At 54.7% G+C, this 24,925-nt stretch carries 35 protein-coding genes; all 35 read left to right on the top strand.

Annotated elements, in window-relative coordinates; translation table 11 throughout:
* Positions 1-6 precede the first annotated feature (6 nt).
* Complete coding sequence (rpoC, locus tag ACW9IR_RS13905) at positions 7-4,206, top strand: DNA-directed RNA polymerase subunit beta' (protein ID WP_034156498.1); 4,200 nt, start codon at positions 7-9, stop codon at positions 4,204-4,206.
* 215 nt (positions 4,207-4,421) lie between these two features.
* Positions 4,422-4,793: a 30S ribosomal protein S12 gene (gene rpsL / locus ACW9IR_RS13910; RefSeq protein WP_003186084.1), complete on the top strand. Its 372-nt coding sequence runs from the start codon at positions 4,422-4,424 to the stop codon at positions 4,791-4,793.
* A 107-nt stretch (positions 4,794-4,900) separates the two neighbouring features.
* A complete protein-coding gene (gene rpsG, locus ACW9IR_RS13915; protein ID WP_007916467.1) occupies positions 4,901-5,374 on the top strand; it encodes a 30S ribosomal protein S7 in 474 nt (157 codons plus the stop codon).
* A gap of 30 nt (positions 5,375-5,404) precedes the next feature.
* Complete coding sequence (gene fusA / locus ACW9IR_RS13920; RefSeq protein WP_016984188.1) at positions 5,405-7,510, top strand: elongation factor G; 2,106 nt, start codon at positions 5,405-5,407, stop codon at positions 7,508-7,510.
* Positions 7,511-7,541: 31 nt separating this feature from the next.
* Complete coding sequence (tuf, locus tag ACW9IR_RS13925) at positions 7,542-8,735, top strand: elongation factor Tu (protein WP_095122212.1); 1,194 nt, start codon at positions 7,542-7,544, stop codon at positions 8,733-8,735.
* Positions 8,736-8,892: 157 nt separating this feature from the next.
* A complete protein-coding gene (gene rpsJ, locus ACW9IR_RS13930) occupies positions 8,893-9,204 on the top strand; it encodes a 30S ribosomal protein S10 (RefSeq protein ID WP_003186070.1) in 312 nt (103 codons plus the stop codon).
* A gap of 80 nt (positions 9,205-9,284) precedes the next feature.
* Complete coding sequence (gene rplC / locus ACW9IR_RS13935) at positions 9,285-9,920, top strand: 50S ribosomal protein L3 (RefSeq protein WP_003228738.1); 636 nt, start codon at positions 9,285-9,287, stop codon at positions 9,918-9,920.
* Between the two features lie 12 nt (positions 9,921-9,932).
* Positions 9,933-10,535 carry a 50S ribosomal protein L4 gene (rplD, locus tag ACW9IR_RS13940; protein ID WP_007918468.1) on the top strand — a complete coding sequence of 201 codons (603 nt, stop codon included), beginning with the start codon at positions 9,933-9,935 and terminating at the stop codon, positions 10,533-10,535.
* Complete coding sequence (gene rplW / locus ACW9IR_RS13945; RefSeq protein WP_002555488.1) at positions 10,532-10,831, top strand: 50S ribosomal protein L23; 300 nt, start codon at positions 10,532-10,534, stop codon at positions 10,829-10,831. The genes rplD and rplW overlap by 4 nt, the downstream gene beginning before the upstream one ends.
* A gap of 14 nt (positions 10,832-10,845) precedes the next feature.
* The gene (rplB, locus tag ACW9IR_RS13950) at positions 10,846-11,670 is read left to right on the top strand and encodes a 50S ribosomal protein L2 (RefSeq protein ID WP_003228734.1); all 825 of its coding nucleotides are present in this window, start codon (positions 10,846-10,848) and stop codon (positions 11,668-11,670) included.
* 16 nt (positions 11,671-11,686) lie between these two features.
* Complete coding sequence (gene rpsS, locus ACW9IR_RS13955; RefSeq protein WP_011336172.1) at positions 11,687-11,962, top strand: 30S ribosomal protein S19; 276 nt, start codon at positions 11,687-11,689, stop codon at positions 11,960-11,962.
* Positions 11,963-11,973: 11 nt separating this feature from the next.
* Positions 11,974-12,306: a 50S ribosomal protein L22 gene (gene rplV, locus ACW9IR_RS13960; protein ID WP_003103908.1), complete on the top strand. Its 333-nt coding sequence runs from the start codon at positions 11,974-11,976 to the stop codon at positions 12,304-12,306.
* Positions 12,307-12,319: 13 nt separating this feature from the next.
* Entirely contained in the window at positions 12,320-13,006 is a 687-nt protein-coding gene (gene rpsC / locus ACW9IR_RS13965) for a 30S ribosomal protein S3 (RefSeq protein WP_003176422.1), read from the top strand.
* A gap of 12 nt (positions 13,007-13,018) precedes the next feature.
* Positions 13,019-13,432, top strand: coding sequence for a 50S ribosomal protein L16 (gene rplP, locus ACW9IR_RS13970; protein WP_007896757.1), 414 nt, complete (start codon positions 13,019-13,021; stop codon positions 13,430-13,432).
* The gene (rpmC, locus tag ACW9IR_RS13975; RefSeq protein WP_002555481.1) at positions 13,432-13,623 is read left to right on the top strand and encodes a 50S ribosomal protein L29; all 192 of its coding nucleotides are present in this window, start codon (positions 13,432-13,434) and stop codon (positions 13,621-13,623) included. The genes rplP and rpmC overlap by 1 nt, the downstream gene beginning before the upstream one ends.
* Before the next feature lie 2 nt (positions 13,624-13,625).
* A complete protein-coding gene (gene rpsQ, locus ACW9IR_RS13980) occupies positions 13,626-13,892 on the top strand; it encodes a 30S ribosomal protein S17 (RefSeq protein WP_003194644.1) in 267 nt (88 codons plus the stop codon).
* A gap of 23 nt (positions 13,893-13,915) precedes the next feature.
* Positions 13,916-14,284, top strand: a complete 369-nt coding sequence (gene rplN / locus ACW9IR_RS13985) for a 50S ribosomal protein L14 (RefSeq protein ID WP_002555479.1) — start codon at positions 13,916-13,918, stop codon at positions 14,282-14,284.
* Between the two features lie 11 nt (positions 14,285-14,295).
* A complete protein-coding gene (rplX, locus tag ACW9IR_RS13990; RefSeq protein ID WP_008081905.1) occupies positions 14,296-14,610 on the top strand; it encodes a 50S ribosomal protein L24 in 315 nt (104 codons plus the stop codon).
* Positions 14,611-14,630: 20 nt separating this feature from the next.
* Positions 14,631-15,170: a 50S ribosomal protein L5 gene (rplE, locus tag ACW9IR_RS13995; RefSeq protein WP_003176415.1), complete on the top strand. Its 540-nt coding sequence runs from the start codon at positions 14,631-14,633 to the stop codon at positions 15,168-15,170.
* 13 nt (positions 15,171-15,183) lie between these two features.
* Positions 15,184-15,489 (top strand): 30S ribosomal protein S14, encoded by a 306-nt coding sequence (gene rpsN / locus ACW9IR_RS14000; protein WP_003228726.1) that lies wholly within the window; start codon positions 15,184-15,186, stop codon positions 15,487-15,489.
* Positions 15,490-15,698: 209 nt separating this feature from the next.
* Positions 15,699-16,091 (top strand): 30S ribosomal protein S8, encoded by a 393-nt coding sequence (rpsH, locus tag ACW9IR_RS14005; RefSeq protein ID WP_077574736.1) that lies wholly within the window; start codon positions 15,699-15,701, stop codon positions 16,089-16,091.
* A 12-nt stretch (positions 16,092-16,103) separates the two neighbouring features.
* On the top strand, positions 16,104-16,637 hold the full coding sequence (rplF, locus tag ACW9IR_RS14010) for a 50S ribosomal protein L6 (protein WP_003176412.1): 534 nt from the start codon (positions 16,104-16,106) through the stop codon (positions 16,635-16,637).
* Between the two features lie 10 nt (positions 16,638-16,647).
* Positions 16,648-16,998: a 50S ribosomal protein L18 gene (gene rplR / locus ACW9IR_RS14015; RefSeq protein ID WP_003186037.1), complete on the top strand. Its 351-nt coding sequence runs from the start codon at positions 16,648-16,650 to the stop codon at positions 16,996-16,998.
* Positions 16,999-17,001: 3 nt separating this feature from the next.
* The gene (gene rpsE / locus ACW9IR_RS14020; protein WP_003186035.1) at positions 17,002-17,502 is read left to right on the top strand and encodes a 30S ribosomal protein S5; all 501 of its coding nucleotides are present in this window, start codon (positions 17,002-17,004) and stop codon (positions 17,500-17,502) included.
* A 2-nt stretch (positions 17,503-17,504) separates the two neighbouring features.
* Entirely contained in the window at positions 17,505-17,681 is a 177-nt protein-coding gene (gene rpmD / locus ACW9IR_RS14025) for a 50S ribosomal protein L30 (RefSeq protein ID WP_003176408.1), read from the top strand.
* Between the two features lie 3 nt (positions 17,682-17,684).
* The gene (gene rplO, locus ACW9IR_RS14030) at positions 17,685-18,122 is read left to right on the top strand and encodes a 50S ribosomal protein L15 (protein ID WP_003228720.1); all 438 of its coding nucleotides are present in this window, start codon (positions 17,685-17,687) and stop codon (positions 18,120-18,122) included.
* The gene (secY, locus tag ACW9IR_RS14035; protein WP_003228718.1) at positions 18,123-19,451 is read left to right on the top strand and encodes a preprotein translocase subunit SecY; all 1,329 of its coding nucleotides are present in this window, start codon (positions 18,123-18,125) and stop codon (positions 19,449-19,451) included.
* A gap of 27 nt (positions 19,452-19,478) precedes the next feature.
* Positions 19,479-19,595, top strand: coding sequence for a 50S ribosomal protein L36 (rpmJ, locus tag ACW9IR_RS14040; protein WP_002555468.1), 117 nt, complete (start codon positions 19,479-19,481; stop codon positions 19,593-19,595).
* Between the two features lie 130 nt (positions 19,596-19,725).
* Positions 19,726-20,082, top strand: coding sequence for a 30S ribosomal protein S13 (gene rpsM, locus ACW9IR_RS14045; RefSeq protein ID WP_009045849.1), 357 nt, complete (start codon positions 19,726-19,728; stop codon positions 20,080-20,082).
* Between the two features lie 30 nt (positions 20,083-20,112).
* On the top strand, positions 20,113-20,502 hold the full coding sequence (gene rpsK / locus ACW9IR_RS14050; protein ID WP_002555466.1) for a 30S ribosomal protein S11: 390 nt from the start codon (positions 20,113-20,115) through the stop codon (positions 20,500-20,502).
* A gap of 18 nt (positions 20,503-20,520) precedes the next feature.
* On the top strand, positions 20,521-21,141 hold the full coding sequence (gene rpsD, locus ACW9IR_RS14055; protein WP_003176404.1) for a 30S ribosomal protein S4: 621 nt from the start codon (positions 20,521-20,523) through the stop codon (positions 21,139-21,141).
* Positions 21,142-21,163: 22 nt separating this feature from the next.
* Positions 21,164-22,165, top strand: a complete 1,002-nt coding sequence (locus ACW9IR_RS14060; RefSeq protein ID WP_003186012.1) for a DNA-directed RNA polymerase subunit alpha — start codon at positions 21,164-21,166, stop codon at positions 22,163-22,165.
* Positions 22,166-22,207: 42 nt separating this feature from the next.
* Positions 22,208-22,594: a 50S ribosomal protein L17 gene (gene rplQ / locus ACW9IR_RS14065; RefSeq protein ID WP_003176402.1), complete on the top strand. Its 387-nt coding sequence runs from the start codon at positions 22,208-22,210 to the stop codon at positions 22,592-22,594.
* A 240-nt stretch (positions 22,595-22,834) separates the two neighbouring features.
* Positions 22,835-24,289, top strand: coding sequence for a catalase (locus tag ACW9IR_RS14070; RefSeq protein ID WP_102901734.1), 1,455 nt, complete (start codon positions 22,835-22,837; stop codon positions 24,287-24,289).
* 149 nt (positions 24,290-24,438) lie between these two features.
* Positions 24,439-24,906, top strand: coding sequence for a bacterioferritin (gene bfr, locus ACW9IR_RS14075; RefSeq protein WP_007918444.1), 468 nt, complete (start codon positions 24,439-24,441; stop codon positions 24,904-24,906).
* The last annotated feature ends 19 nt before the right edge of the window (positions 24,907-24,925 follow it).

Raw genomic sequence — 24,925 nt, forward strand, 5'->3', positions numbered from 1 at the left:
AAGGCCTTGAAAGACCTACTGAATTTGCTGAAAAACCAGGGTCAAGTCGAAGAGTTCGACGCCATCCGTATCGGATTGGCCTCGCCTGAGATGATCCGCTCATGGTCGTTCGGTGAAGTTAAAAAGCCGGAAACCATCAACTACCGTACGTTCAAACCTGAGCGTGACGGCCTGTTCTGCGCCAAGATCTTTGGCCCGGTAAAGGATTACGAGTGCCTGTGCGGTAAGTACAAGCGCTTGAAGCACCGTGGTGTGATCTGCGAAAAGTGCGGCGTTGAAGTTGCACTGGCCAAGGTTCGTCGTGAGCGCATGGCGCACATCGAACTGGCTTCGCCGGTCGCCCACATCTGGTTCCTGAAATCGCTGCCGTCCCGTATCGGCTTGCTGATGGACATGACCCTGCGTGATATCGAACGCGTTCTCTACTTCGAGAGCTATGTCGTTATCGATCCAGGCATGACCACCCTTGAAAAAGGTCAGCTGCTGAACGACGAGCAGTACTTCGAAGCGCTGGAAGAGTTCGGTGACGACTTCGACGCCCGTATGGGTGCTGAAGCTGTCCGTGAACTGCTGCACGCTATCGACCTGGAACACGAGATTGGCCGTCTGCGTGAAGAAATTCCGCAAACCAACTCCGAAACCAAGATCAAGAAGCTGTCCAAGCGTCTGAAGTTGATGGAAGCCTTCCAGGGTTCCGGCAACCTGCCAGAGTGGATGGTGCTGACCGTTCTGCCGGTTCTGCCGCCAGATCTGCGTCCACTGGTCCCGCTGGATGGCGGTCGTTTCGCGACTTCCGACCTCAACGATCTGTATCGTCGAGTGATCAACCGTAACAACCGTTTGAAGCGCCTGCTGGATCTGTCCGCTCCGGACATCATCGTGCGCAACGAAAAGCGTATGTTGCAGGAAGCTGTCGATGCGCTGCTCGACAACGGTCGTCGTGGCCGCGCTATCACCGGTTCGAACAAGCGTCCTCTGAAATCCCTGGCTGACATGATCAAGGGTAAGCAAGGTCGTTTCCGTCAGAACTTGCTCGGTAAGCGTGTTGACTACTCCGGTCGTTCGGTAATTACCGTAGGCCCGACCCTGCGCCTGCACCAGTGCGGTCTGCCGAAGAAGATGGCTCTCGAGCTGTTCAAACCGTTCATTTTCGGCAAGCTCGAAATGCGTGGTCTTGCGACCACCATCAAAGCGGCCAAGAAAATGGTCGAGCGCGAACTGCCAGAGGTTTGGGACGTTCTCGCTGAAGTGATTCGCGAACACCCGGTTCTTCTCAACCGTGCACCGACCCTTCACCGTCTGGGTATCCAGGCGTTTGAACCGGTACTGATCGAAGGTAAGGCTATCCAGCTGCACCCTCTGGTCTGCGCCGCGTACAACGCCGACTTCGACGGCGACCAAATGGCCGTGCACGTACCGCTGACACTGGAAGCCCAGTTGGAAGCGCGTGCGTTGATGATGTCGACCAACAACATTCTGTCGCCAGCCAACGGTGAACCAATCATCGTTCCGTCGCAGGACGTTGTATTGGGTCTGTACTACATGACTCGTGAAGCGATCAACGCCAAAGGCGAAGGTCGTGTGTTCGCGGATCTGCAGGAAGTTGACCGTGTGTTCCGTGCCGGCGAAGCCGCACTGCACGCCAAGGTTAAAGTACGTATCAACGAAACCGTCAACGACCGTGACGGCAACAGCGTGAGCGGTACCCGTATCGTCGACACCACTGTCGGCCGTGCGCTGCTGTTCCAGGTTGTGCCAAAAGGTCTATCGTACGACGTCGTCAACCTGCCGATGAAGAAAAAGGCGATCTCCAAGCTGATCAACCAGTGCTACCGCGTGGTTGGTTTGAAAGAGACCGTGATCTTCGCTGACCAGTTGATGTACACCGGTTTCGCTTACTCGACCATCTCCGGCGTTTCCATCGGTGTTAACGACTTTGTTATCCCGGATGAAAAAGCCCGCATCATCGGTGCAGCCACCGACGAAGTGAAAGAGATCGAGAGCCAGTACGCCTCCGGCCTGGTAACCCAGGGCGAGAAGTACAACAAAGTGATCGACCTTTGGTCGAAAGCGAACGACGAAGTTTCCAAGGCGATGATGGCCAACCTCTCGAAAGAGAAGGTTATTGACCGTCATGGCGTTGAAGTCGATCAAGAGTCTTTCAACTCGATGTACATGATGGCTGACTCGGGTGCGCGGGGTTCCGCAGCACAGATTCGTCAGCTGGCCGGTATGCGTGGTCTGATGGCCAAGCCGGACGGTTCCATCATTGAAACGCCGATTACTGCGAACTTCCGTGAAGGTTTGAGCGTACTTCAGTACTTCATCTCCACTCACGGTGCTCGTAAAGGTCTGGCGGATACCGCGTTGAAAACTGCGAACTCCGGTTACCTGACTCGTCGTCTGGTAGACGTGGCGCAGGATCTGGTTGTAACCGAGATCGATTGCGGCACCGAACACGGTCTGCTGATGACTCCGCACATTGAAGGCGGTGACGTTGTAGAGCCGTTGGGTGAGCGCGTATTGGGTCGTGTTATTGCCCGTGACGTATTCAAGCCAGGTACCGAGGACGTCATCGTTCCTGCCGGCACTCTGGTAGACGAGAAGTGGGTTGAATTCATCGAGCTGAACAGCATCGACGAAGTGATCGTGCGTTCGCCGATCAGCTGCGAAACCCGCTATGGCATTTGCGCCAAGTGCTACGGCCGTGATCTGGCTCGTGGTCACCAGGTGAACATCGGTGAAGCGGTCGGCGTTATCGCTGCCCAGTCCATCGGTGAGCCGGGTACCCAGCTGACGATGCGTACGTTCCACATCGGTGGTGCGGCAAGCCGTACTTCCGCAGCCGACAGCGTTCAGGTGAAGAATGGCGGTACCGTCCGTCTGCACAACCTGAAACACGTTGAGCGAGTGGATGGTCACCTGGTTGCTGTGTCCCGTTCCGGTGAGCTGGCCATCGCTGATGACTTCGGTCGTGAGCGCGAGCGTTACAAGCTGCCGTACGGTGCTGTGATTTCGGTTAAAGAAGGTGACAAGGTCGACGCTGGCGCAATCGTGGCCAAGTGGGATCCTCACACTCACCCGATCGTTACCGAAATGAAAGGTACCGTGACCTACGTGGGCATGGAAGAAGGCATCACGATCAAACGTCAGACTGACGAATTGACCGGTATGACCAACATTGAAGTACTTGACGCGAAAGATCGTCCAGCTGCGGGCAAAGAAATCCGTCCAGCAGTGAAGATGGTCGACGACAACGGCAAGGATCTGTTGCTGCCAGGCACTGACGTTATCGCTCAGTACTTCCTGCCAGCCAACGCCCTGGTCGGTGTGGCGGACGGTGCGAAGATCGCGATCGGTGATGTTATCGCGCGTATCCCGCAAGAAACTTCGAAGACCCGTGACATTACCGGTGGTCTGCCGCGTGTTGCCGACTTGTTCGAAGCCCGTCGTCCGAAAGAAGCGTCGATTCTGGCTGAAGTCAGCGGCACCATCGCGTTCGGTAAAGAGACCAAAGGCAAGCGCCGTCTGGTCATTACCCCGAACGACGGTTCCGATCCGTACGAAGAGCTGATTCCGAAGTGGCGTCACCTGAACGTGTTCGAAGGCGAACAAGTAAACCGCGGCGAAGTTATCTCCGACGGCCCAAGCGATCCGCACGACATCCTGCGTCTGCTGGGTGTGAGCGCGCTGGCCAAGTACATCGTTAACGAGATCCAGGACGTTTACCGTCTGCAAGGCGTGAAGATCAACGATAAGCACATCGAGACCATCCTGCGTCAGATGCTGCGTAAAGTTGAAATCGCTGAATCCGGCGATTCGAGTTTCATCAAGGGCGACCAGATGGAACTGACTCACGTACTGGTAGAGAACGAGCGTTTGGGCGGCGAAGACAAGTTCGTCTCCAAGTACACTCGCGTTCTGTTGGGTATCACCAAGGCGTCGTTGTCCACCGAATCGTTCATCTCGGCGGCTTCCTTCCAGGAAACCACCCGCGTACTGACCGAAGCGGCAGTCACCGGCAAGCGCGATTACCTGCGCGGCCTGAAAGAAAACGTAGTCGTGGGTCGTCTGATCCCGGCCGGTACCGGTCTGGCCTATCACAGCGAGCGCAAGCGTCGCCGTGATGCTGACAAGCCGTTGCGCGTAAGCGCCAGTGAAGTGGAAGCTGCACTGACCGAAGCGCTGAACTCGAGCGGTAACTGAGTTCTGCGGTAAATGAGCTGAGGCCCTGATCGCTCCGTTCGTCGAATCGAGACATATTGTCAAGGTTCGACGGGCGGGGAGGTCGGGGCCTTGCCTTGACTGGGGACAAGATCCTCTTTAGACTCTTGATCCCCTAAATTTGGCGGGAATTCGTTCCTGCCATTTTGCTTTTCTTGCAAGACAATAGCGTCGCAAGACAACAGTGGAGCTAGTAGATGGCAACTATCAACCAGCTGGTACGTCAGCCGCGTAAGCGTATCGTCGAGAAATCCGACGTACCTGCGCTGCAGAACTGCCCGCAACGTCGTGGCGTGTGCACCCGTGTGTACACCACTACGCCGAAAAAACCTAACTCGGCACTGCGTAAAGTATGCCGTGTGCGCCTGACCAACGGTTTCGAGGTTTCCTCGTACATCGGTGGTGAAGGTCACAACCTGCAAGAGCACAGCGTGGTACTGATCCGCGGCGGTCGTGTAAAAGACTTGCCAGGTGTTCGTTACCACACCGTTCGCGGCTCCTTGGATACTTCCGGCGTTAAAGGCCGTAACCAGGGTCGTTCGAAGTACGGTACCAAGCGTCCGAAGTAATCGGCCGCTTTGCAGATTTTCATTTTATTGAGTCGATAAGAGTAAGGTCGGGCACGCATCCATTGGATCTGTCCCGAGCTAACCTGAAGACCGCTTGAGGGCTTATCATGCCAAGACGTCGCGTAGCAGCAAAGCGTGAGATTCTGGACGATCCGAAATACGGAAGCCAGATCCTCGCCAAATTCATGAACCACGTTATGGAAAGCGGCAAGAAAGCCGTTGCCGAGCGTATCGTTTATGGTGCCCTGGAAACCGTTGCGACCCGTAAGGCTGGCACCGATCCCCTGGAACTCTTCGAAAAAGCACTCGACGCCATCGCTCCGCTGGTCGAAGTGAAGTCGCGCCGCGTTGGTGGTGCTACTTACCAGGTTCCGGTCGAGGTTCGTCCTTCCCGTCGTAACGCTCTGGCAATGCGCTGGTTGGTAGACTTCGCCCGTAAGCGTGGCGAGAAGTCTATGGCTCTGCGTTTGGCTGGCGAACTGCTGGATGCTGCTGAAGGTAAAGGTGCTGCTGTTAAGAAGCGTGAAGACGTGCACCGTATGGCTGAAGCCAACAAAGCTTTCTCGCACTACCGCTTCTAATTTTAGCTTCACTAATTTTGCGAGGGCTTTATGGCTCGTACTACTCCGATTAGCCGCTACCGTAACATCGGTATCGTCGCTCACGTGGATGCTGGTAAAACCACCACCACCGAGCGCGTCCTTTTTTACACCGGCAAAAGTCACAAAATGGGCGAGGTGCATGATGGCGCCGCGACCACAGACTGGATGGTGCAGGAGCAGGAGCGTGGTATTACCATTACTTCTGCTGCCATCACCGCTTTCTGGAAAGGTTCCGAGAAGCAGTACAAGGACGAGCACCGCTTCAACGTAATCGATACCCCGGGCCACGTTGACTTCACTATTGAAGTTGAGCGTTCCCTGCGCGTACTCGACGGCGCTGTCGTTGTGTTCTGCGGTACTTCGGGTGTTGAGCCTCAGTCGGAAACCGTATGGCGTCAAGCCAACAAATACGGTGTTCCACGTCTTGTTTACGTAAACAAGATGGACCGTGCTGGTGCCAACTTCCTGCGCGTGATCGGTCAGATCAAGCAGCGTCTGGGTCACACTCCGGTGCCGATCCAGTTGGCCATCGGTTCCGAAGACAACTTCCAGGGTCAGATCGATCTGATCAACATGCAAGCTGTCTACTGGAACGACTCTGACAAGGGTATGGTCCCTGTTCGCAAGGACATTCCTGCCGAGCTCCAAGAGCTGGCTGAAGAGTGGCGCAACAACATGGTTGAAGCTGCTGCTGAAGCCAACGAAGAGCTGATGAACAAGTACCTGGAAGGCGAAGAGCTGTCGATCGAAGAGATCAAAGCTGCTTTGCGTCAGCGTACTATCGCCGGCGAAATCGTTCTGGCTGTTTGCGGTTCTTCGTTCAAGAACAAGGGCGTTCCCCTGGTTCTCGACGCCGTTATCGACTTCCTGCCTGCACCGACCGACATTCCTGCGATCAAGGGTACTGACCCTGATAACGAGGAAATCGAGCTGGAGCGTCATGCAGACGATGCGGAGCCGTTCTCGGCTCTGGCGTTCAAGATCGCTACCGACCCATTCGTGGGTACCTTGACCTTCGTCCGTGTTTACTCGGGCGTGTTGAACTCCGGCGACGGCGTGATCAACTCGGTTAAAGGTAAAAAAGAGCGCGTGGGTCGTATGGTGCAAATGCACGCAAACGCCCGTGAAGAGATCAAGGAAGTACGCGCTGGTGACATCGCGGCCCTGATCGGCATGAAGGACGTCACCACTGGTGAAACCCTCTGCAACGCTGACAAGCCAATCATCCTGGTTCGCATGGACTTCCCGGAGCCGGTTATTTCGGTTGCCGTAGAGCCTAAGACCAAGGATGACCAGGAAAAAATGGGTATCGCTCTGGGCAAGCTTGCTCAGGAAGACCCGTCTTTCCGCGTTAAAACTGATGAAGAGACTGGTCAGACGATCATCTCCGGCATGGGCGAGCTGCACCTGGACATCCTGGTTGACCGGATGCGCCGTGAGTTCAACGTCGAAGCCAACATCGGCAAGCCTCAGGTTTCGTATCGTGAGCGCATCACGAAGAACTGTGAAATCGAAGGCAAGTTCGTTCGTCAATCCGGCGGTCGTGGTCAGTTCGGTCACTGCTGGATCCGTTTTGCTCCTGCTGACGAAGGTCAGGAAGGTCTGCAATTCGTGAACGAAGTTGTAGGTGGTGTGGTTCCTAAGGAATACATCCCGGCTATCCAGAAGGGTATCGAAGAGCAGATGAAGAACGGCGTTGTTGCCGGCTATCCGCTGATCGGCCTGAAGGCTACCGTGTTCGATGGTTCTTACCACGACGTCGACTCCAACGAGATGGCGTTTAAAGTGGCTGCCTCCATGGCGACCAAGCAACTGGCCCAGAAGGGCGGTGGTGAGTTGCTTGAGCCGATCATGGCTGTAGAGGTTGTTACGCCTGAAGACTATATGGGTGATGTGATGGGCGACCTTAACCGTCGTCGCGGCATGATCCAGGGTATGGAAGACACAGTGTCCGGCAAGGTTATCCGTGCCGAAGTTCCACTGGGTGAGATGTTCGGTTATGCGACCGACGTTCGTTCCATGTCTCAGGGTCGCGCAAGCTACTCTATGGAATTCAAAAAATACGATACGGCTCCGTCGCACATCGTCGAATCCGTAACCAAAAAACAAGGCTGATTCAGCCCCTTTAGGCTAGGAGTTAATTGTCGTGGCTAAAGAAAAATTTGATCGTTCCCTACCGCACGTCAACGTTGGCACTATCGGTCACGTTGACCACGGTAAAACCACTCTGACCGCTGCTCTGACTCGCGTCTGCTCCGAAGTTTTCGGTTCGGCCGTAGTTGAATTCGACAAGATCGACAGCGCTCCAGAAGAAAAAGCTCGCGGTATCACCATCAACACCGCGCACGTTGAGTACAACTCGCTGATCCGTCACTACGCTCACGTTGACTGCCCAGGTCACGCTGACTATGTGAAGAACATGATCACCGGTGCTGCTCAAATGGACGGCGCTATCCTGGTTTGCTCGGCCGCTGATGGTCCGATGCCACAAACGCGTGAGCACATCCTGCTGTCCCGTCAGGTAGGCGTTCCGTACATCGTGGTTTTCCTGAACAAGGCTGACCTGGTAGACGACGCAGAGCTGCTGGAACTGGTTGAGATGGAAGTTCGCGACCTGCTGTCCACCTATGACTTCCCAGGCGACGACACTCCGATCATCATCGGTTCGGCTCGTATGGCTCTGGAAGGCAAAGACGATAACGAGATGGGCACCACTGCCGTCAAGAAGCTGGTTGAAACTCTGGACAGCTACATCCCAGAACCAGTTCGTATGATCGACAAGCCATTCCTGATGCCAATCGAAGATGTATTCTCGATCTCGGGTCGTGGTACTGTTGTGACTGGTCGTATCGAGCGGGGTATCGTTCGCGTTCAGGATCCGCTGGAAATCGTTGGTCTGCGTGACACCACCGTTACTACTTGCACCGGTGTTGAAATGTTCCGCAAGCTGCTCGACGAAGGTCGTGCTGGCGAGAACTGCGGCGTTCTGCTGCGTGGTACCAAGCGTGACGACGTTGAGCGTGGTCAGGTTCTGGTTAAGCCGGGTTCGGTTAAGCCGCACACCAAGTTCACCGCAGAAGTTTACGTTCTGAGCAAGGAAGAAGGCGGTCGTCACACTCCGTTCTTCAAAGGCTACCGTCCACAGTTCTACTTCCGTACTACTGACGTGACTGGTAACTGCGAGCTGCCAGAAGGCGTTGAAATGGTAATGCCAGGTGACAACATTCAGATGACTGTTACCCTGATCAAAACCATCGCGATGGAAGACGGTCTGCGTTTCGCTATCCGTGAAGGCGGTCGTACCGTCGGCGCTGGCGTCGTAGCCAAAATCATCGAGTAATCTCTTTTATAGAGTTTGCTTGTTGACTTGAAAAAGCCCCCGCTCAGCGGGGGCTTTTTTATTGGGTTGACACCTATCTGGGGCGTCTATAGAATTGCGCCTCCTTTTAACGGGCGTATTGCGCTCGGTGGGAATAGCAGCCGGAGTCTGAAATCCAATGCAAAATCAGCAAATCCGTATCAGGTTGAAGGCTTTCGACCATCGCCTGATCGACCAATCAACCCAGGAAATCGTGGAAACCGCGAAACGTACTGGTGCTCAAGTGCGTGGTCCAATTCCACTGCCTACCCGTAAAGAGCGGTTCACCGTTCTGGTTTCTCCGCACGTCAACAAAGACGCGCGCGACCAGTACGAAATCCGCACTCATAAGCGTGTTCTGGACATCGTCCAGCCAACGGATAAAACCGTTGATGCTCTTATGAAGCTTGATCTTGCGGCCGGTGTGGAAGTGCAGATCAGCCTCGGCTAAGACTCGGTCTTAGTCGTGTAACGCTCTGAAATGGGCGGCCATAGCGGGTGAAAGCCCCGTACACTCATGAGGTTTACAACATGACTATTGGTGTAGTCGGTCGTAAATGCGGTATGACCCGTATTTTCACCGAAGAAGGTGTCTCCATTCCGGTCACGGTCATTGAGATCGAACCGAATCGCGTCACCCAGTTCAAAACTGAAGAGACCGATGGCTATCGTGCAGTGCAAGTCACTGTCGGCGAGCGTCGTGCTTCGCGTGTAACAGCAGCTCAGGCTGGCCACTTCGCTAAAGCGAACGTTGCCGCTGGTCGCACTACCATGGAATTCCGTCTTGAAGAAGGCGAGTACCAGGCTGGCGATCTGATCAACGCTGAAATCTTCGCCGCTGGTCAACTGGTTGATGTAACCGGTCAGTCCAAGGGTAAAGGCTTCCAGGGTACGATCAAGCGTTGGAATTTCCGCGGGCAAGATAACACCCACGGTAACTCCGTATCCCACCGCGTCCCAGGCTCTATCGGCCAGTGCCAGACTCCTGGTCGTGTATTCAAGGGCAAAAAAATGTCCGGTCATATGGGCGCTGAGCGCGTGACCGTGCAGTCCCTGGAAGTAGTGCGCGTGGACGCTGAACGCAATCTGTTGTTGGTCAAGGGTGCTGTTCCTGGCGCTACTGGCGGCAACCTGGTTGTACGTCCAGCAGCCAAGGCTCGCGGTTAAGGGGAAGCTGACATGCAATTAAATGTAAATGACGCTCAAGCGATCGAAGTTTCCGAACTGACATTTGGCGGCGAATTCAACGAGACGCTGGTTCACCAAGCAGTCGTGGCCTACATGGCTGGCGGCCGTCAAGGTACCAAGCAGCAGAAGACCCGTTCCGACGTTCGTGGTGGCGGTAAGCGCCCATGGCGTCAGAAAGGTACTGGCCGTGCTCGTGCCGGTACTATCCGTAGCCCAATCTGGCGTGGCGGCGGTACCACTTTTGCAGCACGTCCACAGGATCACTCCCAGAAGCTGAACAAGAAGATGTATCGCGCAGCAATGCGTTCCATCCTTGCTGAGCTGGTGCGTACTGATCGTCTGGTCGTGGTTCAGGATTTCGCTGTTGAAACTCCGAAAACCAAAGATCTGCTGGGCAAGCTGAACAACATGAGCCTGACCGACGTTTTGATCGTGTCGGACGCTGTTGATCAGAACCTGTACCTGGCTGCTCGTAACCTGCCGCACGTAGATGTACGTGACGTCCAAGGTTCCGATCCAGTTAGTCTGATCGCATACGACAAGGTGTTGATCACCGTGTCGGCCGTGAAGAAATTCGAGGAGCTGCTGGGATGAACCAGGAACGCGTATTTAAAGTTCTGCTTGGCCCGCACGTTTCCGAGAAGGCTACGGTTCTGGCAGACAAGAAAGGCCAGTTCGTTTTCAAGGTTGCTACTGACGCAACCAAGCTGGAAATCAAGAAGGCCGTCGAAAGCCTGTTCAGCGTGAAAGTAGAGCGCGTCACTACCCTGAATGTTCTGGGTAAGAGCAAGCGCACTGCTCGCGGTCTGGGCAAGCGTAATGACTGGAAGAAGGCAGTTATCTCCCTTCAGCCAGGCCAAGATCTCGATTTCAGCAGCAGTGCTGAGTAAGGAAGGGGTGCATCATGGCAATCGTTAAATGCAAACCGACTTCCCCTGGCCGCCGTTTTGTGGTCAAGGTGGTCAACCAGGAGCTGCATAAAGGCGCTCCTCACGCACCGCTGCTCGAGAAAAAATCGAAGACTGGTGGTCGTAACAACAATGGCCGTATTACCACGCGTCACATCGGTGGTGGTCATAAGCAGCATTATCGTATGGTCGATTTCCGTCGCAACGACAAAGATGGCATCGTCGCCACTGTCGAGCGTATCGAATACGATCCAAACCGTACTGCTCACATCGCACTGCTCTGCTACGCAGACGGCGAGCGCCGCTACATCATCGCCCCTAAAGGCGTGAGTGCTGGCGACCAGCTGATCGCAGGCGCTCTGGCTCCAATCAAGCCAGGTAACGCTCTGCAACTGCGCAACATTCCAGTCGGTTCTACCGTACACGGCATCGAACTGAAGCCAGGTAAAGGCGCACAGATCGCTCGTTCTGCTGGTGCTTCGGCTCAGCTGATCGCTCGTGAAGGCGTTTACGTTACCCTGCGTCTGCGTTCCGGTGAAATGCGTAAAGTGCTGGCTGAATGCCGTGCGACCCTGGGCGAAGTCTCGAACTCCGAGCACAGCCTGCGTTCGCTGGGTAAAGCTGGTGCCAAGCGCTGGCGTGGCGTTCGCCCAACCGTTCGTGGTGTTGCCATGAACCCGGTTGACCACCCACATGGTGGTGGTGAAGGTCGTACCTCTGGTGGTCGTCATCCGGTATCGCCATGGGGCTTCCCGACTAAGGGCGCGAAGACTCGTGGTAATAAGCGTACCGACAAAATGATCGTCCGTCGTCGCAAGTAAATAGAGGGATACGACAGTGCCACGTTCTCTGAAAAAAGGTCCTTTTATTGATCTTCACCTACTGAAGAAGATCGAAGTGGCGGCGGAAAAGAACGATCGCAAACCAATTAAGACTTGGTCGCGTCGTTCGATGATCCTGCCACAAATGGTCGGTCTGACCATCGCAGTACACAACGGTCGTCAGCACGTCCCAGTTCTCGTTAACGAAGACATGGTCGGCCACAAACTGGGCGAGTTCGCCGGTACCCGCAACTATCGCGGGCACGTGGCTGACAAGAAAGCCAAGCGTTAAGGGGTTAGGAAATGGAAGTAGCCGCTAAGTTGTCGGGCGCTCGAATCTCCGCCCAGAAAGCCCGCTTGGTCGCCGACCAGATCCGCGGGAAGAAGGTGGGCGAAGCGCTCAACTTGTTGGCTTTCAGCAGTAAGAAAGCCGCCGAGATCATGAAGAAAGTGCTGGAGTCGGCCGTAGCCAACGCCGAGCATAACGAAGGCGCAGACGTTGATGACCTGAAGGTCAGCACCGTTTTCGTCAACGAAGGGCGTTCGCTGAAGCGCATCATGCCACGTGCCAAAGGCCGTGCTGATCGCATCGTCAAGCGGTCTTGCCATATCACTGTCAAGGTTGCTGACAAGTAACGGAGTCGAAGAGATGGGTCAGAAAGTACATCCCATTGGCATTCGCCTGGGAATCGTCAAGGAGCACACCTCCGTCTGGTACGCAGACGGTCGGACTTATGCGGACTACTTGTTCGCAGATCTGAAAGTGCGTGAGTATCTCCAAGACAAACTAAAAAGCGCGTCCGTAAGCCGTATCGATATCCATCGTCCGGCCCAAACTGCACGTATCACCATCCACACCGCTCGTCCAGGTATCGTTATCGGGAAGAAAGGTGAAGATGTTGAGAAACTGCGTCAGGACCTGACCAAGCAAATGGGTGTGCCTGTGCACATCAATATCGAAGAGATCCGCAAGCCGGAGCTCGACGGTATGCTGGTTGCGCAGAGCGTAGCTCAGCAGCTGGAGCGTCGTGTAATGTTCCGTCGCGCTATGAAGCGCGCAGTTCAGAACGCAATGCGCATTGGTGCCAAGGGCATCAAAATCCAAGTGAGCGGTCGTCTCGGCGGTGCTGAAATCGCACGTACTGAATGGTATCGCGAAGGTCGTGTGCCATTGCACACCCTGCGTGCCGACATCGACTATGCCAACTACGAAGCTCACACCACTTACGGTGTGATCGGTGTAAAGGTTTGGATCTTCAAAGGCGAAGTAATTGGTGGTCGCCAAGAAGAGCTGAAACCACAAGCACCAGCGCCTCGTAAAAAAGCTGCTAAGTAAGGGGTACGCCAAATGTTGCAACCTAAGCGTACGAAGTTCCGCAAGCAGATGACAGGCCACAACCGTGGTCTGGCTCAGCGCGGTAGCAAAGTCAGCTTCGGCGAGTTCGCGCTGAAGTCTGTAGCTCGTGGTCGTCTCACCGCTCGTCAGATCGAGTCAGCGCGTCGTGCTCTGACCCGTCACGTTAAACGTGGCGGCAAGATCTGGATCCGTGTATTCCCGGACAAGCCTATTTCCAAAAAGCCCCTCGAAGTTCGTATGGGTAAAGGTAAGGGTAGTGTGGAGTACTGGGTTGCCCAGATTCAGCCAGGCAAAGTCCTGTATGAAATCGAGGGTGTTTCTGAAGAGCTGGCGCGTGAGGCTTTTGCCCTGGCTGCTGCAAAGCTGCCGCTCGCCACCGCCTTTGTTAAACGGACGGTGATGTGATGAAAGCGAATGAACTTCGTGAAAAATCCGCACAGCAGCTGAACGAGCAACTGCTCGGCTTGCTGCGCGACCAGTTCAATCTGCGTATGCAGAAAGCAACTGGCCAGTTGGGGCAGTCTCATCTGCTCTCGCAAGTTAAACGTGACATCGCTCGCGTGAAGACTGTGCTCAACCAGCAGGCAGGTAAGTGATCATGGCTGAAGCCGAAAAAACTGTCCGTACGCTGACTGGCCGTGTTGTCAGCGACAAGATGGACAAAACCATCACCGTATTGATCGAGCGTCGCGTAAAGCACCCGATCTACGGTAAATACGTTAAGCGTTCGACTAAGCTGCACGCGCACGACGAAACCAACCAGTGCCACATCGGCGACAAAGTCACTATTCGTGAAACTCGTCCTATGGCCAAGACCAAGTCTTGGGCGCTGGTTGATGTTCTCGAACGCGCTGTGGAAGTCTAAGGACTAGGGGTCGGAGAAATTATATGATTCAGACTCAATCCATGCTCGATGTGGCCGATAACAGCGGCGCTCGCCGTGTTATGTGCATCAAGGTGCTGGGTGGCTCCCATCGTCGTTACGCTGGTATCGGTGACATCATCAAAGTTACCGTGAAGGAAGCAATTCCTCGCGGTAAAGTGAAAAAAGGCCAAGTGATGACTGCTGTTGTAGTCCGCACTCGTCACGGCGTACGTCGTGCTGATGGCTCCATTATCCGCTTTGATGGCAACGCTGCTGTTCTTCTGAACAACAAGCAAGAGCCGATCGGCACCCGTATCTTTGGGCCAGTGACCCGTGAACTTCGTACTGAGAAGTTCATGAAGATCGTCTCGCTCGCCCCAGAAGTGCTGTAAGGAGATCCGACATGCAAAAGATTCGTCGTGACGACGAGATCATCGTGATCGCCGGCAAAGACAAAGGTAAGCGCGGTAAGGTGCTCAAGGTTCTTGCTAATAACCGTCTGGTTATCAGCGGTCTGAACCTGGTCAAGCGTCATACCAAGCCTAACCCGATGTCGGGCGTGCAAGGCGGTATCGTCGAAAAAGAAGCTCCACTGGACGCTTCTAACGTCGCCATTTTCAACGGCGAAACCAACAAGGCTGACCGCGTTGGTTTCAAAGTAGAAGACGGCAAGAAAATTCGTGTCTTCAAGTCGACCCAAAAAGCGGTTGATGCTTGAACACTGCTAGGTAGAAGACCATGGCACGACTAAAAGAGATTTACTGGAAGGAAATCGCACCGAAGCTTAAGGAAGAACTTAAGCTTTCGAACGTGATGGAAGTTCCACGCGTTACAAAAATCACCCTGAACATGGGTCTGGGCGAAGCTGTTGGTGACAAAAAAGTCATCGAGCATGCTGTTGCTGACCTGGAAAAGATCACCGGCCAAAAAGTCGTTGTGACGTACGCTCGTAAATCCATCGCTGGCTTTAAAGTCCGTGAAGGATGGCCGATCGGCGTCAAGGTGACTCTGCGCCGTGAGCGTATGTATGAGTTCCTGGATCGTCTGCTTTCGATCTCCCTGCCTCGGGTTCGCGACTTCCGCGGCCTGAATGCCAAGTCCTTCGATGGTCGTGGTAACTACAGCATGGGCGTGAAAGAGCAGATCATTTTCCCGGAAATCGACTACGACAAGATCGATGCTCTCCGCGGTCTGGACATTACCCTGACCACCACTGCCAAGAACGATGATGAAGGCCGCGCTCTGCTGCGTGCTTTCAAATTCCCGTTCCGCAACTGATTGGAGTAGGAAAATGGCCAAGAAGAGCATGAAAAACCGTGAGCTGAAGCGTCAGCTCACCGTTGCCAAGTACGCCACCAAGCGTGCAGCGCTGAAAGCTATCATCGTTGATCTGAACGCAAGTCCAGAAGCACGTTGGGAAGCTACCGTAGCTCTGCAGAAGCAACCACGTGACGCAAGCGCTTCGCGCATGCGTAACCGTTGCCGCCTGACTGGTCGTCCGCACGGCGTTTACCGCAAGTTCGGCCTTGGCCGTAACAAGCTGCGTGAAGCTGCAATGCGTGGTGACGTACCAGGTCTGGTTAAAGCCAGCTGGTAATTGCTGTCAAAGTCTCGATGTTCGGGTTCGCAAGAACCTGACCATCGGTGGCCTTGAATCTGAATCAAGCCCCTTTTGGGGCTTGATTCATTTCTGGGGTATGTCTAGAATGATCGGCTCGCCTGAGCCCGTGTTTTTCATGCCCGGAAGTTCTCGGCGACAAGTAGTAGCCGCAAGGCTAATTTTTCTGTATTAGGAGCGTCTAGCCCATGAGTATGCAGGACCCGTTAGCGGACATGCTAACTCGAATCCGTAATGCCCAGATGGCTGAAAAGTCTGTCGTAAGCATGCCATCTTCCACGTTGAAGGCGGCTGTAGCAAAAGTCCTGAAGGACGAAGGTTACATCGCGGATTTTCAGATCACCACCGACGCTAAGCCGTCGTTGTCCATCGAGCTGAAGTACTTCGAAGGCCGCCCGGTTATCGAAGAAGTGAAGCGCGTTAGTCGTCCAGGCCTGCGTCAGTACAAGTCCGTTGAAGATCTGCCGAAAGTTCGTGGCGGTCTTGGCGTGTCTATCGTCTCCACCAACAAAGGTGTGATGACGGATCGTGCTGCGCGCGCTGCCGGTGTCGGCGGCGAAGTTCTTTGCACTGTGTTCTAAGGGGGGATAAGCATGTCTCGCGTCGCTAAGAACCCCGTTAAGCTGCCAGCCGGTGTCGAAGTAAAATTCGCAGGCCAACAGCTTTCGGTGAAGGGTGCCAAGGGTACTCTTGAACTGAACATCCATTCGTCCGTTGAGATCGTTGAAGAAGCTGGTGAGCTGCGTTTCGCTGCTCGCAATGGCGATCAACAAACTCGCGCAATGGCCGGTACCACGCGTGCGTTGGTAAACAACATGGTCCAAGGCGTAAGCCAAGGCTTCGAGCGCAAGCTCCAGCTGGTCGGTGTTGGTTACAAAGCGCAAGCAAAAGGCACGGTTCTGAACCTGGCCCTTGGCTTCTCGCACCCAGTGGATTACGAACTGCCGGAAGGCATCACCGCTGAGACTCCTAGCCAGACCGATATCCTGATCAAGGGCATCGATAAGCAGCTGGTAGGTCAAGTGGCTGCTGAGATCCGCGACTTCCGTCCACCAGAGCCGTACAAAGGCAAAGGTGTGCGCTACGCGGACGAAGTCGTCCGTCGTAAAGAAGCCAAGAAGAAGTAGGGCATAGCAAATGACCGACAAAAAAGTTACTCGACTGCGTCGCGCTCGCAAAGCACGCCTGAAAATGCACGAACTCGAAGTCGTGCGTCTCTGCGTGTTCCGCTCGTCGCAGCACATCTACGCCCAGGTCATCTCGGCCGACGGCAACAAAGTCCTGGCAAGCGCCTCGACTTTGGATAAAGAACTGCGTGATGGCGCCACTGGCAACATCGACGCGGCCACAAAGGTTGGCCAGCTGGTCGCTACGCGTGCTAAGGCCGCTGGCGTCTCGCAAGTGGCTTTCGACCGCTCTGGCTTCAAGTACCACGGCCGCGTTAAAGCGCTGGCTGATGCTGCTCGTGAAGCTGGGCTGGAGTTCTAAGTTATGTCAAATAACGACCAAAAGCGCGACGAAGGCTACATTGAGAAGCTGGTTCAAGTTAACCGCGTAGCCAAAACCGTTAAAGGCGGCCGTATCTTCACTTTCACCGCGTTGACCGTGGTTGGTGATGGTAAAGGGCGTGTTGGCTTCGGCCGTGGCAAGTCGCGTGAAGTGCCTGCTGCGATCCAGAAGGCAATGGAAGCTGCTCGCCGCAACATGATCCAAGTTGATCTGAACGGCACCACTCTGCAGTACGCAATGAAGTCCGCTCACGGCGCTTCGAAGGTGTACATGCAGCCTGCTTCTGAAGGTACCGGTATCATCGCTGGCGGCGCTATGCGTGCTGTCCTCGAAGTTGCTGGCGTTCAGAACGTTCTGGCCAAGTGCTACGGCTCGACTAACCCGGTAAACGTGGTTCACGCCACTTTCAAAGGTTTGAAAGCTATGCAGTCTCCTGAATCCATTGCCGCCAAGCGTGGCAAAAGCGTCAAGGAGATCTTCTGATCATGGCTACCGTTAAAGTAACGCTGATCAAAAGCATGACCGGCCGCATCCCTAACCACAAACTGTGCGTTAAGGGTCTGGGTCTGCGTCGCATCGGTCACACTGTAGAAGTCCAGGATACTCCCGAGAATCGCGGGATGATCAACAAGGCTTACTACATGCTGCGTGTCGAGGGTTAATCGATGAAACTCAATGATCTGAGTCCAGCGCCGGGTTCCCGTCGCGAAAAGCATCGTCCGGGCCGTGGTATCGGTAGCGGTTTGGGTAAGACTGGTGGCCGTGGTCACAAAGGTCAGACCTCCCGCTCCGGTGGCACCATTGCTCCAGGCTTTGAAGGCGGTCAACAGCCGCTGCATCGTCGCCTGCCGAAGTTCGGTTTCGTTTCCCTGAAAGCCATGGATCGCGCAGAAGTGCGTCTGTCCGAACTGGCTAAAGTGGAAGGCGACATCGTCACCGTGCAGTCCCTGAAAGATGCCAACGTGATCAACGTCAACGTACAGCGTGTGAAAATCATGCTGTCCGGTGAAGTGACTCGCGCTGTCACTATCGGCAAGGGAATCGGCGCCACCAAAGGTGCGCGTGCGGCTATCGAAGCAGCTGGCGGCAAGTTCGAGGAATAAATGGCTAAGCAAGGTGCTCTCTCTGCGCTCGGCAAAGGCGGTATGTCTGAACTCTGGGCTCGTCTGCGTTTTCTGTTCCTGGCGATTATCGTCTACCGAATAGGCGCACACATCCCGGTTCCAGGTATCAACCCGGACCGACTCGCAGACCTGTTTCGACAGAATGAGGGGACCATTCTTAGCTTGTTCAACATGTTCTCCGGCGGCGCGCTGGAACGGATGAGCATCTTTGCACTGGGGATCATGCCGTACATTTCGGCTTCGATCATCATGCAATTGATGACAGCCGTCAGCCCGCAGCTGGAGCAGTTGAAGAAGGAAGGTGAAGCTGGCCGTCGCAAGATTAGCCAGTACACCCGCTACGGCACCGTCGTCCTCGCTCTGGTTCAGGCTATTGGCATGTCCATTGGTCTGGCGGGGCAGGGCGTTGCGTTCACTGGTGACTTTGGCTTCCATTTCGTCGCGGTATCCACTTTTGTGGCTGGTGCGATGTTCATGATGTGGCTGGGTGAGCAGATTACTGAGCGTGGTGTAGGCAACGGTATCTCGATGTTGATTTTTTCGGGTATCGTCGCCGGTCTTCCGAGAGCAATCGGGCAGTCTTTCGAGTCTGCGCGTCAGGGTGATATCAACATCTTCGCCTTGGTTGCCATCGGTTTGCTGGCAGTAGCGATTATCGGTTTCGTGGTGTTCATTGAGCGTGGTCAGCGTCGTATTGCTGTTCACTACGCCAAGCGTCAGCAGGGCCGCAAGGTTTTTGCTGCGCAGACTAGCCACCTGCCGTTGAAGGTGAACATGGCCGGTGTTATTCCGGCTATTTTCGCGAGCAGCATTTTGCTGTTCCCGGCTTCGTTGGGTGCCTGGTTCGGTCAGTCTGAAGGTATGGGCTGGTTGCAGGACATCTCGCAGTCGATCGCTCCTGGTCAGCCGTTGAATATTCTGCTGTTTAGTGCAGGGATTATTTTCTTCTGCTTCTTCTATACGGCGTTGATGTTCAATCCGAAAGACGTAGCGGAAAACCTGAAGAAGTCCGGTGCCTTTATTCCGGGCATCCGTCCAGGTGAGCAGTCTGCGCGCTATATTGATGGCGTTCTGACTCGCTTGACCATGTTCGGTGCTCTTTACATGACGGCCGTGTGCCTGTTGCCCCAGTTCCTGGTGGTTGCAGCAAACGTTCCGTTCTACCTTGGCGGGACCTCGTTGCTGATCGTGGTCGTGGTTGTGATGGACTTCATGTCCCAAGTACAATCGCACCTCGTTTCGCACCAGTACGAATCCCTGATGAAGAAAGCCAACCTGAAGGGTTACGGCAGCGGCATGTTGCGCTGAGTACCCATAAGGTTCGAGGAGTTGGTGATGAAAGTTCGTGCATCGGTGAAAAAGCTGTGCCGTAACTGCAAGATTATTCGCCGCGAAGGTGTTGTTCGAGTAATTTGCAGCGCGGAACCGCGTCACAAACAGCGCCAAGGCTGAGTGTGATTGTGCTTCAAGCCCGGTAGCTAGTGCGCTACCGGGTTGATTATTTGTTATTACAGCGATATTATCTCGCGCCCTATTTCTTGGCTTCCGGGGCGTAGGTAGCTGTCAATTGGAGTCCCACTGAATGGCCCGTATTGCAGGCGTTAACATTCCAGATAACAAGCATACTGTTATCTCGCTGACCTACATCTATGGTGTTGGTCGCACTACTGCGCAGAAAATTTGCGCAGAGACTGGGGTAAACCCAGCCGCAAAGATCAAAGATCTGAGCGACGAGCAGATTGAGCAGTTGCGTGGCGAAGTGGCGAAGTTCACCACTGAAGGTGACCTGCGTCGCGAAATCAACATGAAAATCAAGCGTTTGATGGACCTCGGTTGCTACCGTGGTCTGCGTCATCGTCGTGGTCTTCCAGTGCGCGGTCAGCGTACCAAGACTAACGCGCGTACCCGTAAAGGTCCGCGTAAGCCGATCCGCAAGTAATCGCCCACGCGAATCGACAGGAAATTAATCATGGCAAAACCTGCTGCTCGTCCTCGTAAAAAAGTTAAAAAGACAGTGGTTGATGGCATCGCCCACATCCATGCTTCTTTTAACAACACCATCGTGACCATCACCGACCGTCAAGGTAACGCGCTTTCTTGGGCTACCTCCGGTGGTTCGGGTTTCCGCGGTTCCCGCAAGTCCACCCCGTTTGCTGCTCAAGTAGCTGCTGAACGTGCTGGTCAAGCTGCGCTGGAATATGGCCTGAAAAACCTCGACGTTAACGTCAAAGGTCCAGGTCCAGGTCGTGAGTCTGCTGTCCGTGCATTGAACGGCTGTGGCTATAAGATCGCCAGCATCACCGACGTGACGCCAATCCCGCACAACGGGTGCCGTCCGCCGAAGAAGCGCCGCGTGTAATCCAGGAGATTGTAAAGAATGGCTCGTTACATTGGTCCAAAATGCAAACTCGCTCGTCGCGAAGGCACCGATCTCTTCCTGAAGAGCGGCGTGCGCGCGATCGAATCGAAGTGCAACATTGAAGCAGCACCTGGTATCCACGGCCAACGCCGCGGTCGCCAGTCCGATTACGGCACCCAACTGCGTGAAAAGCAGAAGGTCCGTCGTATCTACGGCGTTCTCGAGCGTCAGTTCAGCGGCTACTACAAAGAAGCTGCTGGCAAGAAAGGTGCAACCGGTGAAAACCTGCTGCAACTGCTCGAATGCCGTCTGGACAACGTTGTATACCGTATGGGCTTTGGTTCGACTCGTGCCGAATCCCGTCAGCTGGTATCGCACAAGTCGATCAGCGTTAACGGTCAGACCGTAAACGTTCCGTCGTATCAGGTTCGTGCTGGTGACGTGGTTGCAGTTCGCGAGAAAGCAAAAAACCAACTTCGCATTGTCCAAGCTCTCGATCTGTGTGCCCAACGTGGCCGCGTAGAATGGGTAGAAGTAGACACTGAGAAGAAGTCGGGCGTTTTCAAGAACGTTCCTGCTCGCAGTGATCTGTCCGCCGACATCAACGAAAGCCTGATTGTCGAGCTCTACTCCAAGTAAGGGCTAGAAAATAGGTGCATCCATGCAGATTTCGGTAAATGAGTTCCTGACACCCCGCCATATTGATGTGCAGGTTGTCAGTCCAACCCGCGCCAAGATCACTCTCGAGCCTCTCGAGCGTGGTTTTGGCCACACCCTGGGCAACGCGCTGCGACGCATCCTGTTGTCCTCAATGCCCGGCTGCGCAGTAGTCGAGGCCGAGATTGACGGTGTGCTCCACGAGTACAGCGCCATCGAAGGTGTACAGGAAGACGTAATTGAAATCCTGTTGAACCTTAAAGGTCTGGCCATCAAGCTGCACGGTCGTGACGAAGTTACGCTGACCTTGTCGAAGAAGGGTTCGGGGGTGGTTACCGCTGCCGATATTCAGCTGGATCATGATGTCGAGATCGTTAATCCCGATCACGTAATCGCTAACCTGGCGTCTAACGGCGCCCTGAACATGAAGCTCACCGTAGCTCGTGGTCGTGGTTATGAACCAGCCGACTCGCGTCAGAGCGATGAAGACGAAAGCCGCAGCATCGGTCGCTTGCAGCTTGACTCTTCGTTCAGCCCGGTTCGCCGTATCGCATACGTGGTGGAAAACGCCCGTGTCGAGCAGCGTACCAACCTGGACAAGCTGGTTATTGATCTGGAAACCAACGGTACTCTGGATCCTGAAGAGGCTATCCGCCGCGCTGCAACCATCCTGCAACAGCAGTTGGCTGCGTTCGTCGACCTCAAAGGTGACAGTGAGCCAGTGGTTGTCGAGCAGGAAGACGAGATCGATCCGATCCTGCTTCGCCCGGTTGACGATCTGGAACTGACTGTACGTTCGGCTAACTGCCTTAAGGCGGAAAACATCTACTACATCGGCGACCTGATTCAGCGTACCGAAGTAGAGCTGTTGAAGACTCCGAACCTGGGCAAGAAATCCTTGACTGAAATCAAGGACGTTCTGGCCTCCCGCGGTCTGTCCCTCGGCATGCGCCTCGACAACTGGCCGCCTGCAAGTCTTAAGAAGGACGACAAGGCGACTGCCTGATCGTCGTAATCACCGAACGTAGTGTTTGGTAAGGAATGAACCATGCGTCATCGTAAAAGTGGTCGTCACCTGAGCCGCACCAGCTCGCACCGCAAGGCCATGTTCCAAAACATGGCGGTGTCGCTGTTCGAGCACGAGCTGATCAAAACTACTCTGCCAAAAGCCAAAGAACTGCGTCGCGTTGCTGAGCCGCTGATCACTCTGGCCAAGACAGACAGCCTGGCTAACCGCCGTCTGGCTTTCGACCGTACTCGTTCGAAAGCTATCGTTGGTAAGCTCTTCAACGATCTGGGCAAGCGTTACGCTACCCGTGAGGGTGGCTACCTGCGCATCCTCAAGTGCGGTTTCCGCGCTGGCGACAACGCGCCTATGGCGTACGTCGAGTTGGTTGATCGTGCTACTGCTGGCGAAGCTGTATCCGCCGAGTAAGACGTCAGTCTGAAACAAAGAACCGGGCCTAGTGCCCGGTTTTTTGTGCCTGCAAGAAAATGCGCTGTTCGTACAAGTTTCTGACACCTTTCTGTTGGCACTATGTGCTGGGAAACATAATTAGTAATTATCTATCGATGTCTGCAAGTTAATGAATTTGTAGGCGTCACATGGATGATCGATACTTCCTAGCAAGCCGATTAGCCGGCAGTTTCAAGACTGACAGAGGAAGAAGACCGTATGAGCCAGATCAAAACGCTTACGACCGCCAGTGGCGCACCTGTCGCTGATAACCAGAATTCTCGCTCCGCCGGCCCACGTGGCCCGCTGCTGCTCGACGACTTTCATCTGATCGAGAAGCTCGCCCACTTCAATCGGGAAAACATCCCTGAGCGCCGCGTACATGCCAAAGGCTCGGGTGCTTACGGCACGTTTACCGTGACTCGTGACATAACCGAGTACACCAGCGCCAAGCTGTTCGAATCTGTCGGCAAGCAGACCCCGACGTTTTTGCGATTCTCCACTGTCGGTGGCGAGCGCGGTTCGGCGGATACCGAGCGAGACCCTCGTGGTTTCGCGCTGAAGTTCTACACCGAAGAAGGTAACTGGGACATCGTTGGCAACAACACGCCAGTGTTCTTCATTCGCGATCCGTTGAAATTCCCTGATTTCATCCACACCCAAAAGCGCCTGCCGCAAAGCAACCTGAAAAGCGCGCAGATGATGTGGGACTTCTGGTCGCATTCGCCTGAGGCGCTGCACCAGGTCACCATTCTGTTCTCCGATCGTGGTATTCCTGATGGCTACCGTCACATGCACGGCTTCGGCAGCCATACCTACAGCCTGATCAGCGCAAAAGGTGAGCGTCACTGGGTTAAATGGCACTACAAGACCAAACAAGGCATCAAGAATCTGGCTCCGGCCGATGCTGCACGGTTGGCTGGCACCGATCCGGATTACGCCCAGCGTGATCTGTTCGAGGCGATCGAGCGCGGTGAATTCCCGAAATGGCGCGTGTGCATCCAGGTCATGACCGAAGCTCAGGCGGCGGCACATTACGAGAATCCTTTTGACGTCACCAAAACCTGGTCGCAGAAAGAGTTCCCGTTGATCGAGGTGGGTGAGTTGGAGCTGAACCGCAACCCGCAGAACTATTTCGCAGAAGTCGAGCAAGCGGCATTCGGCCCAAGCAATATGGTTCCAGGTGTTGGTCTGTCGCCAGATCGTATGTTACAGGGCCGCGTATTTGCGTACGCTGACGCTCACCGCTACCGCGTGGGTACCAATCACCAGCAACTGCCGGTAAACGCGCCACGCAGCCCGGTAAACACTTACCAGCGCGACGGCTCAATGGCGTTCGGCAGCAACGGTGGTGCCGCGCCTAACTACGAACCGAACAGCTACACCGAAGCGCCGAAACAAGCTCCGCGTTACGCAGAACCTGCACTGGCCTTGAGTGGTGCTGCCGATCGCTACGATCACCGCGAAGACACCGATTACTACAGCCACGCCGGTGCGCTGTTCCGCCTGATGAGCGACGATCAGAGAGCATTGCTGGTCAGCAATATCGCCGGCGCCATGTCGGGTGTTTCCAGTGATGTGGTCGATCGTCAGTTGCAGCATTTCTACAAAGCCGACCCGGCGTATGGAGAAGCAATCGCAAAGCTGCTCAACGTACAGCTTAACGAAGTCTAAACGAGAAGCAGAACCGCCCTCATTTGGGCGGTTTTTGCGTTATTTAGGCTGCTTTTCACAGAATATCTTCGCTTTTATTGCGTGAAGCGGGTGACCTTCCAGTCAGGTTGGTTCAAACTACAGACTTTCAAGTAGGGAGATGTAGGGCGATGCAAGGCCACCCAGACGTAATCGATTACCTCAACACGTTGCTGACCGGCGAACTGGCCGCGCGTGATCAATATTTCGTTCATTCGCGGATGTATGAGGACTGGGGGTTCACCAAGCTCTACGAGCGAATCAACCACGAGATGGAAGAAGAAGCTGGCCACGCTGATGCGTTGATGCGCCGGATTCTGATGCTCGAAGGCACGCCGCGCATGCGTCCGGATGATCTGGATGTCGGCACCACTGTGCCGGAAATGCTCGAAGCCGATCTGCGCCTTGAGTACAAAGTACGCGCCGCACTGTGCAAAGGCATCGAGCTGTGCGAGCAGCACAAAGACTATGTCAGCCGCGAGATCCTGCGGGTTCAGCTCAACGATACCGAAGAAGATCACACCTACTGGCTGGAAAAGCAGTTGGGCCTGATCAAACTGATCGGCCTTGAGAACTACCTGCAATCTCACACTTCCTGATTGCAATCGATACAAAAAA

The sequence above is a fragment of the Pseudomonas sp. SDT291_1_S447 genome, from assembly GCF_054070155.1.

Excerpts from the sequence above, each read along its gene's own strand:
- rpmC (WP_002555481.1), top strand. The coding sequence starts at position 13,432 with ATGAAAGCGAATGAACTTCGTGAAAAATCCGCACAGCAGCTGAACGAG.
- rpsL (WP_003186084.1), top strand. The coding sequence starts at position 4,422 with ATGGCAACTATCAACCAGCTGGTACGTCAGCCGCGTAAGCGTATCGTC.
- rpmJ (WP_002555468.1), top strand. The coding sequence starts at position 19,479 with ATGAAAGTTCGTGCATCGGTGAAAAAGCTGTGCCGTAACTGCAAGATT.
- rplN (WP_002555479.1), top strand. The coding sequence starts at position 13,916 with ATGATTCAGACTCAATCCATGCTCGATGTGGCCGATAACAGCGGCGCT.
- rpsE (WP_003186035.1), top strand. The coding sequence starts at position 17,002 with ATGTCAAATAACGACCAAAAGCGCGACGAAGGCTACATTGAGAAGCTG.
- secY (WP_003228718.1), top strand. The coding sequence starts at position 18,123 with ATGGCTAAGCAAGGTGCTCTCTCTGCGCTCGGCAAAGGCGGTATGTCT.
- rplP (WP_007896757.1), top strand. The coding sequence starts at position 13,019 with ATGTTGCAACCTAAGCGTACGAAGTTCCGCAAGCAGATGACAGGCCAC.
- rpsM (WP_009045849.1), top strand. The coding sequence starts at position 19,726 with ATGGCCCGTATTGCAGGCGTTAACATTCCAGATAACAAGCATACTGTT.
- ACW9IR_RS14070 (WP_102901734.1), top strand. The coding sequence starts at position 22,835 with ATGAGCCAGATCAAAACGCTTACGACCGCCAGTGGCGCACCTGTCGCT.
- rplE (WP_003176415.1), top strand. The coding sequence starts at position 14,631 with ATGGCACGACTAAAAGAGATTTACTGGAAGGAAATCGCACCGAAGCTT.
- rpsD (WP_003176404.1), top strand. The coding sequence starts at position 20,521 with ATGGCTCGTTACATTGGTCCAAAATGCAAACTCGCTCGTCGCGAAGGC.
- rplB (WP_003228734.1), top strand. The coding sequence starts at position 10,846 with ATGGCAATCGTTAAATGCAAACCGACTTCCCCTGGCCGCCGTTTTGTG.
- rpsK (WP_002555466.1), top strand. The coding sequence starts at position 20,113 with ATGGCAAAACCTGCTGCTCGTCCTCGTAAAAAAGTTAAAAAGACAGTG.
- rpsH (WP_077574736.1), top strand. The coding sequence starts at position 15,699 with ATGAGTATGCAGGACCCGTTAGCGGACATGCTAACTCGAATCCGTAAT.
- fusA (WP_016984188.1), top strand. The coding sequence starts at position 5,405 with ATGGCTCGTACTACTCCGATTAGCCGCTACCGTAACATCGGTATCGTC.
- rplW (WP_002555488.1), top strand. The coding sequence starts at position 10,532 with ATGAACCAGGAACGCGTATTTAAAGTTCTGCTTGGCCCGCACGTTTCC.
- rpsN (WP_003228726.1), top strand. The coding sequence starts at position 15,184 with ATGGCCAAGAAGAGCATGAAAAACCGTGAGCTGAAGCGTCAGCTCACC.
- rpsC (WP_003176422.1), top strand. The coding sequence starts at position 12,320 with ATGGGTCAGAAAGTACATCCCATTGGCATTCGCCTGGGAATCGTCAAG.
- rplF (WP_003176412.1), top strand. The coding sequence starts at position 16,104 with ATGTCTCGCGTCGCTAAGAACCCCGTTAAGCTGCCAGCCGGTGTCGAA.
- rpsG (WP_007916467.1), top strand. The coding sequence starts at position 4,901 with ATGCCAAGACGTCGCGTAGCAGCAAAGCGTGAGATTCTGGACGATCCG.
- rpsJ (WP_003186070.1), top strand. The coding sequence starts at position 8,893 with ATGCAAAATCAGCAAATCCGTATCAGGTTGAAGGCTTTCGACCATCGC.
- rplD (WP_007918468.1), top strand. The coding sequence starts at position 9,933 with ATGCAATTAAATGTAAATGACGCTCAAGCGATCGAAGTTTCCGAACTG.
- rplO (WP_003228720.1), top strand. The coding sequence starts at position 17,685 with ATGAAACTCAATGATCTGAGTCCAGCGCCGGGTTCCCGTCGCGAAAAG.
- rplQ (WP_003176402.1), top strand. The coding sequence starts at position 22,208 with ATGCGTCATCGTAAAAGTGGTCGTCACCTGAGCCGCACCAGCTCGCAC.
- rpmD (WP_003176408.1), top strand. The coding sequence starts at position 17,505 with ATGGCTACCGTTAAAGTAACGCTGATCAAAAGCATGACCGGCCGCATC.
- ACW9IR_RS14060 (WP_003186012.1), top strand. The coding sequence starts at position 21,164 with ATGCAGATTTCGGTAAATGAGTTCCTGACACCCCGCCATATTGATGTG.
- rplV (WP_003103908.1), top strand. The coding sequence starts at position 11,974 with ATGGAAGTAGCCGCTAAGTTGTCGGGCGCTCGAATCTCCGCCCAGAAA.
- rplX (WP_008081905.1), top strand. The coding sequence starts at position 14,296 with ATGCAAAAGATTCGTCGTGACGACGAGATCATCGTGATCGCCGGCAAA.
- rplR (WP_003186037.1), top strand. The coding sequence starts at position 16,648 with ATGACCGACAAAAAAGTTACTCGACTGCGTCGCGCTCGCAAAGCACGC.
- rplC (WP_003228738.1), top strand. The coding sequence starts at position 9,285 with ATGACTATTGGTGTAGTCGGTCGTAAATGCGGTATGACCCGTATTTTC.
- bfr (WP_007918444.1), top strand. The coding sequence starts at position 24,439 with ATGCAAGGCCACCCAGACGTAATCGATTACCTCAACACGTTGCTGACC.
- rpsQ (WP_003194644.1), top strand. The coding sequence starts at position 13,626 with ATGGCTGAAGCCGAAAAAACTGTCCGTACGCTGACTGGCCGTGTTGTC.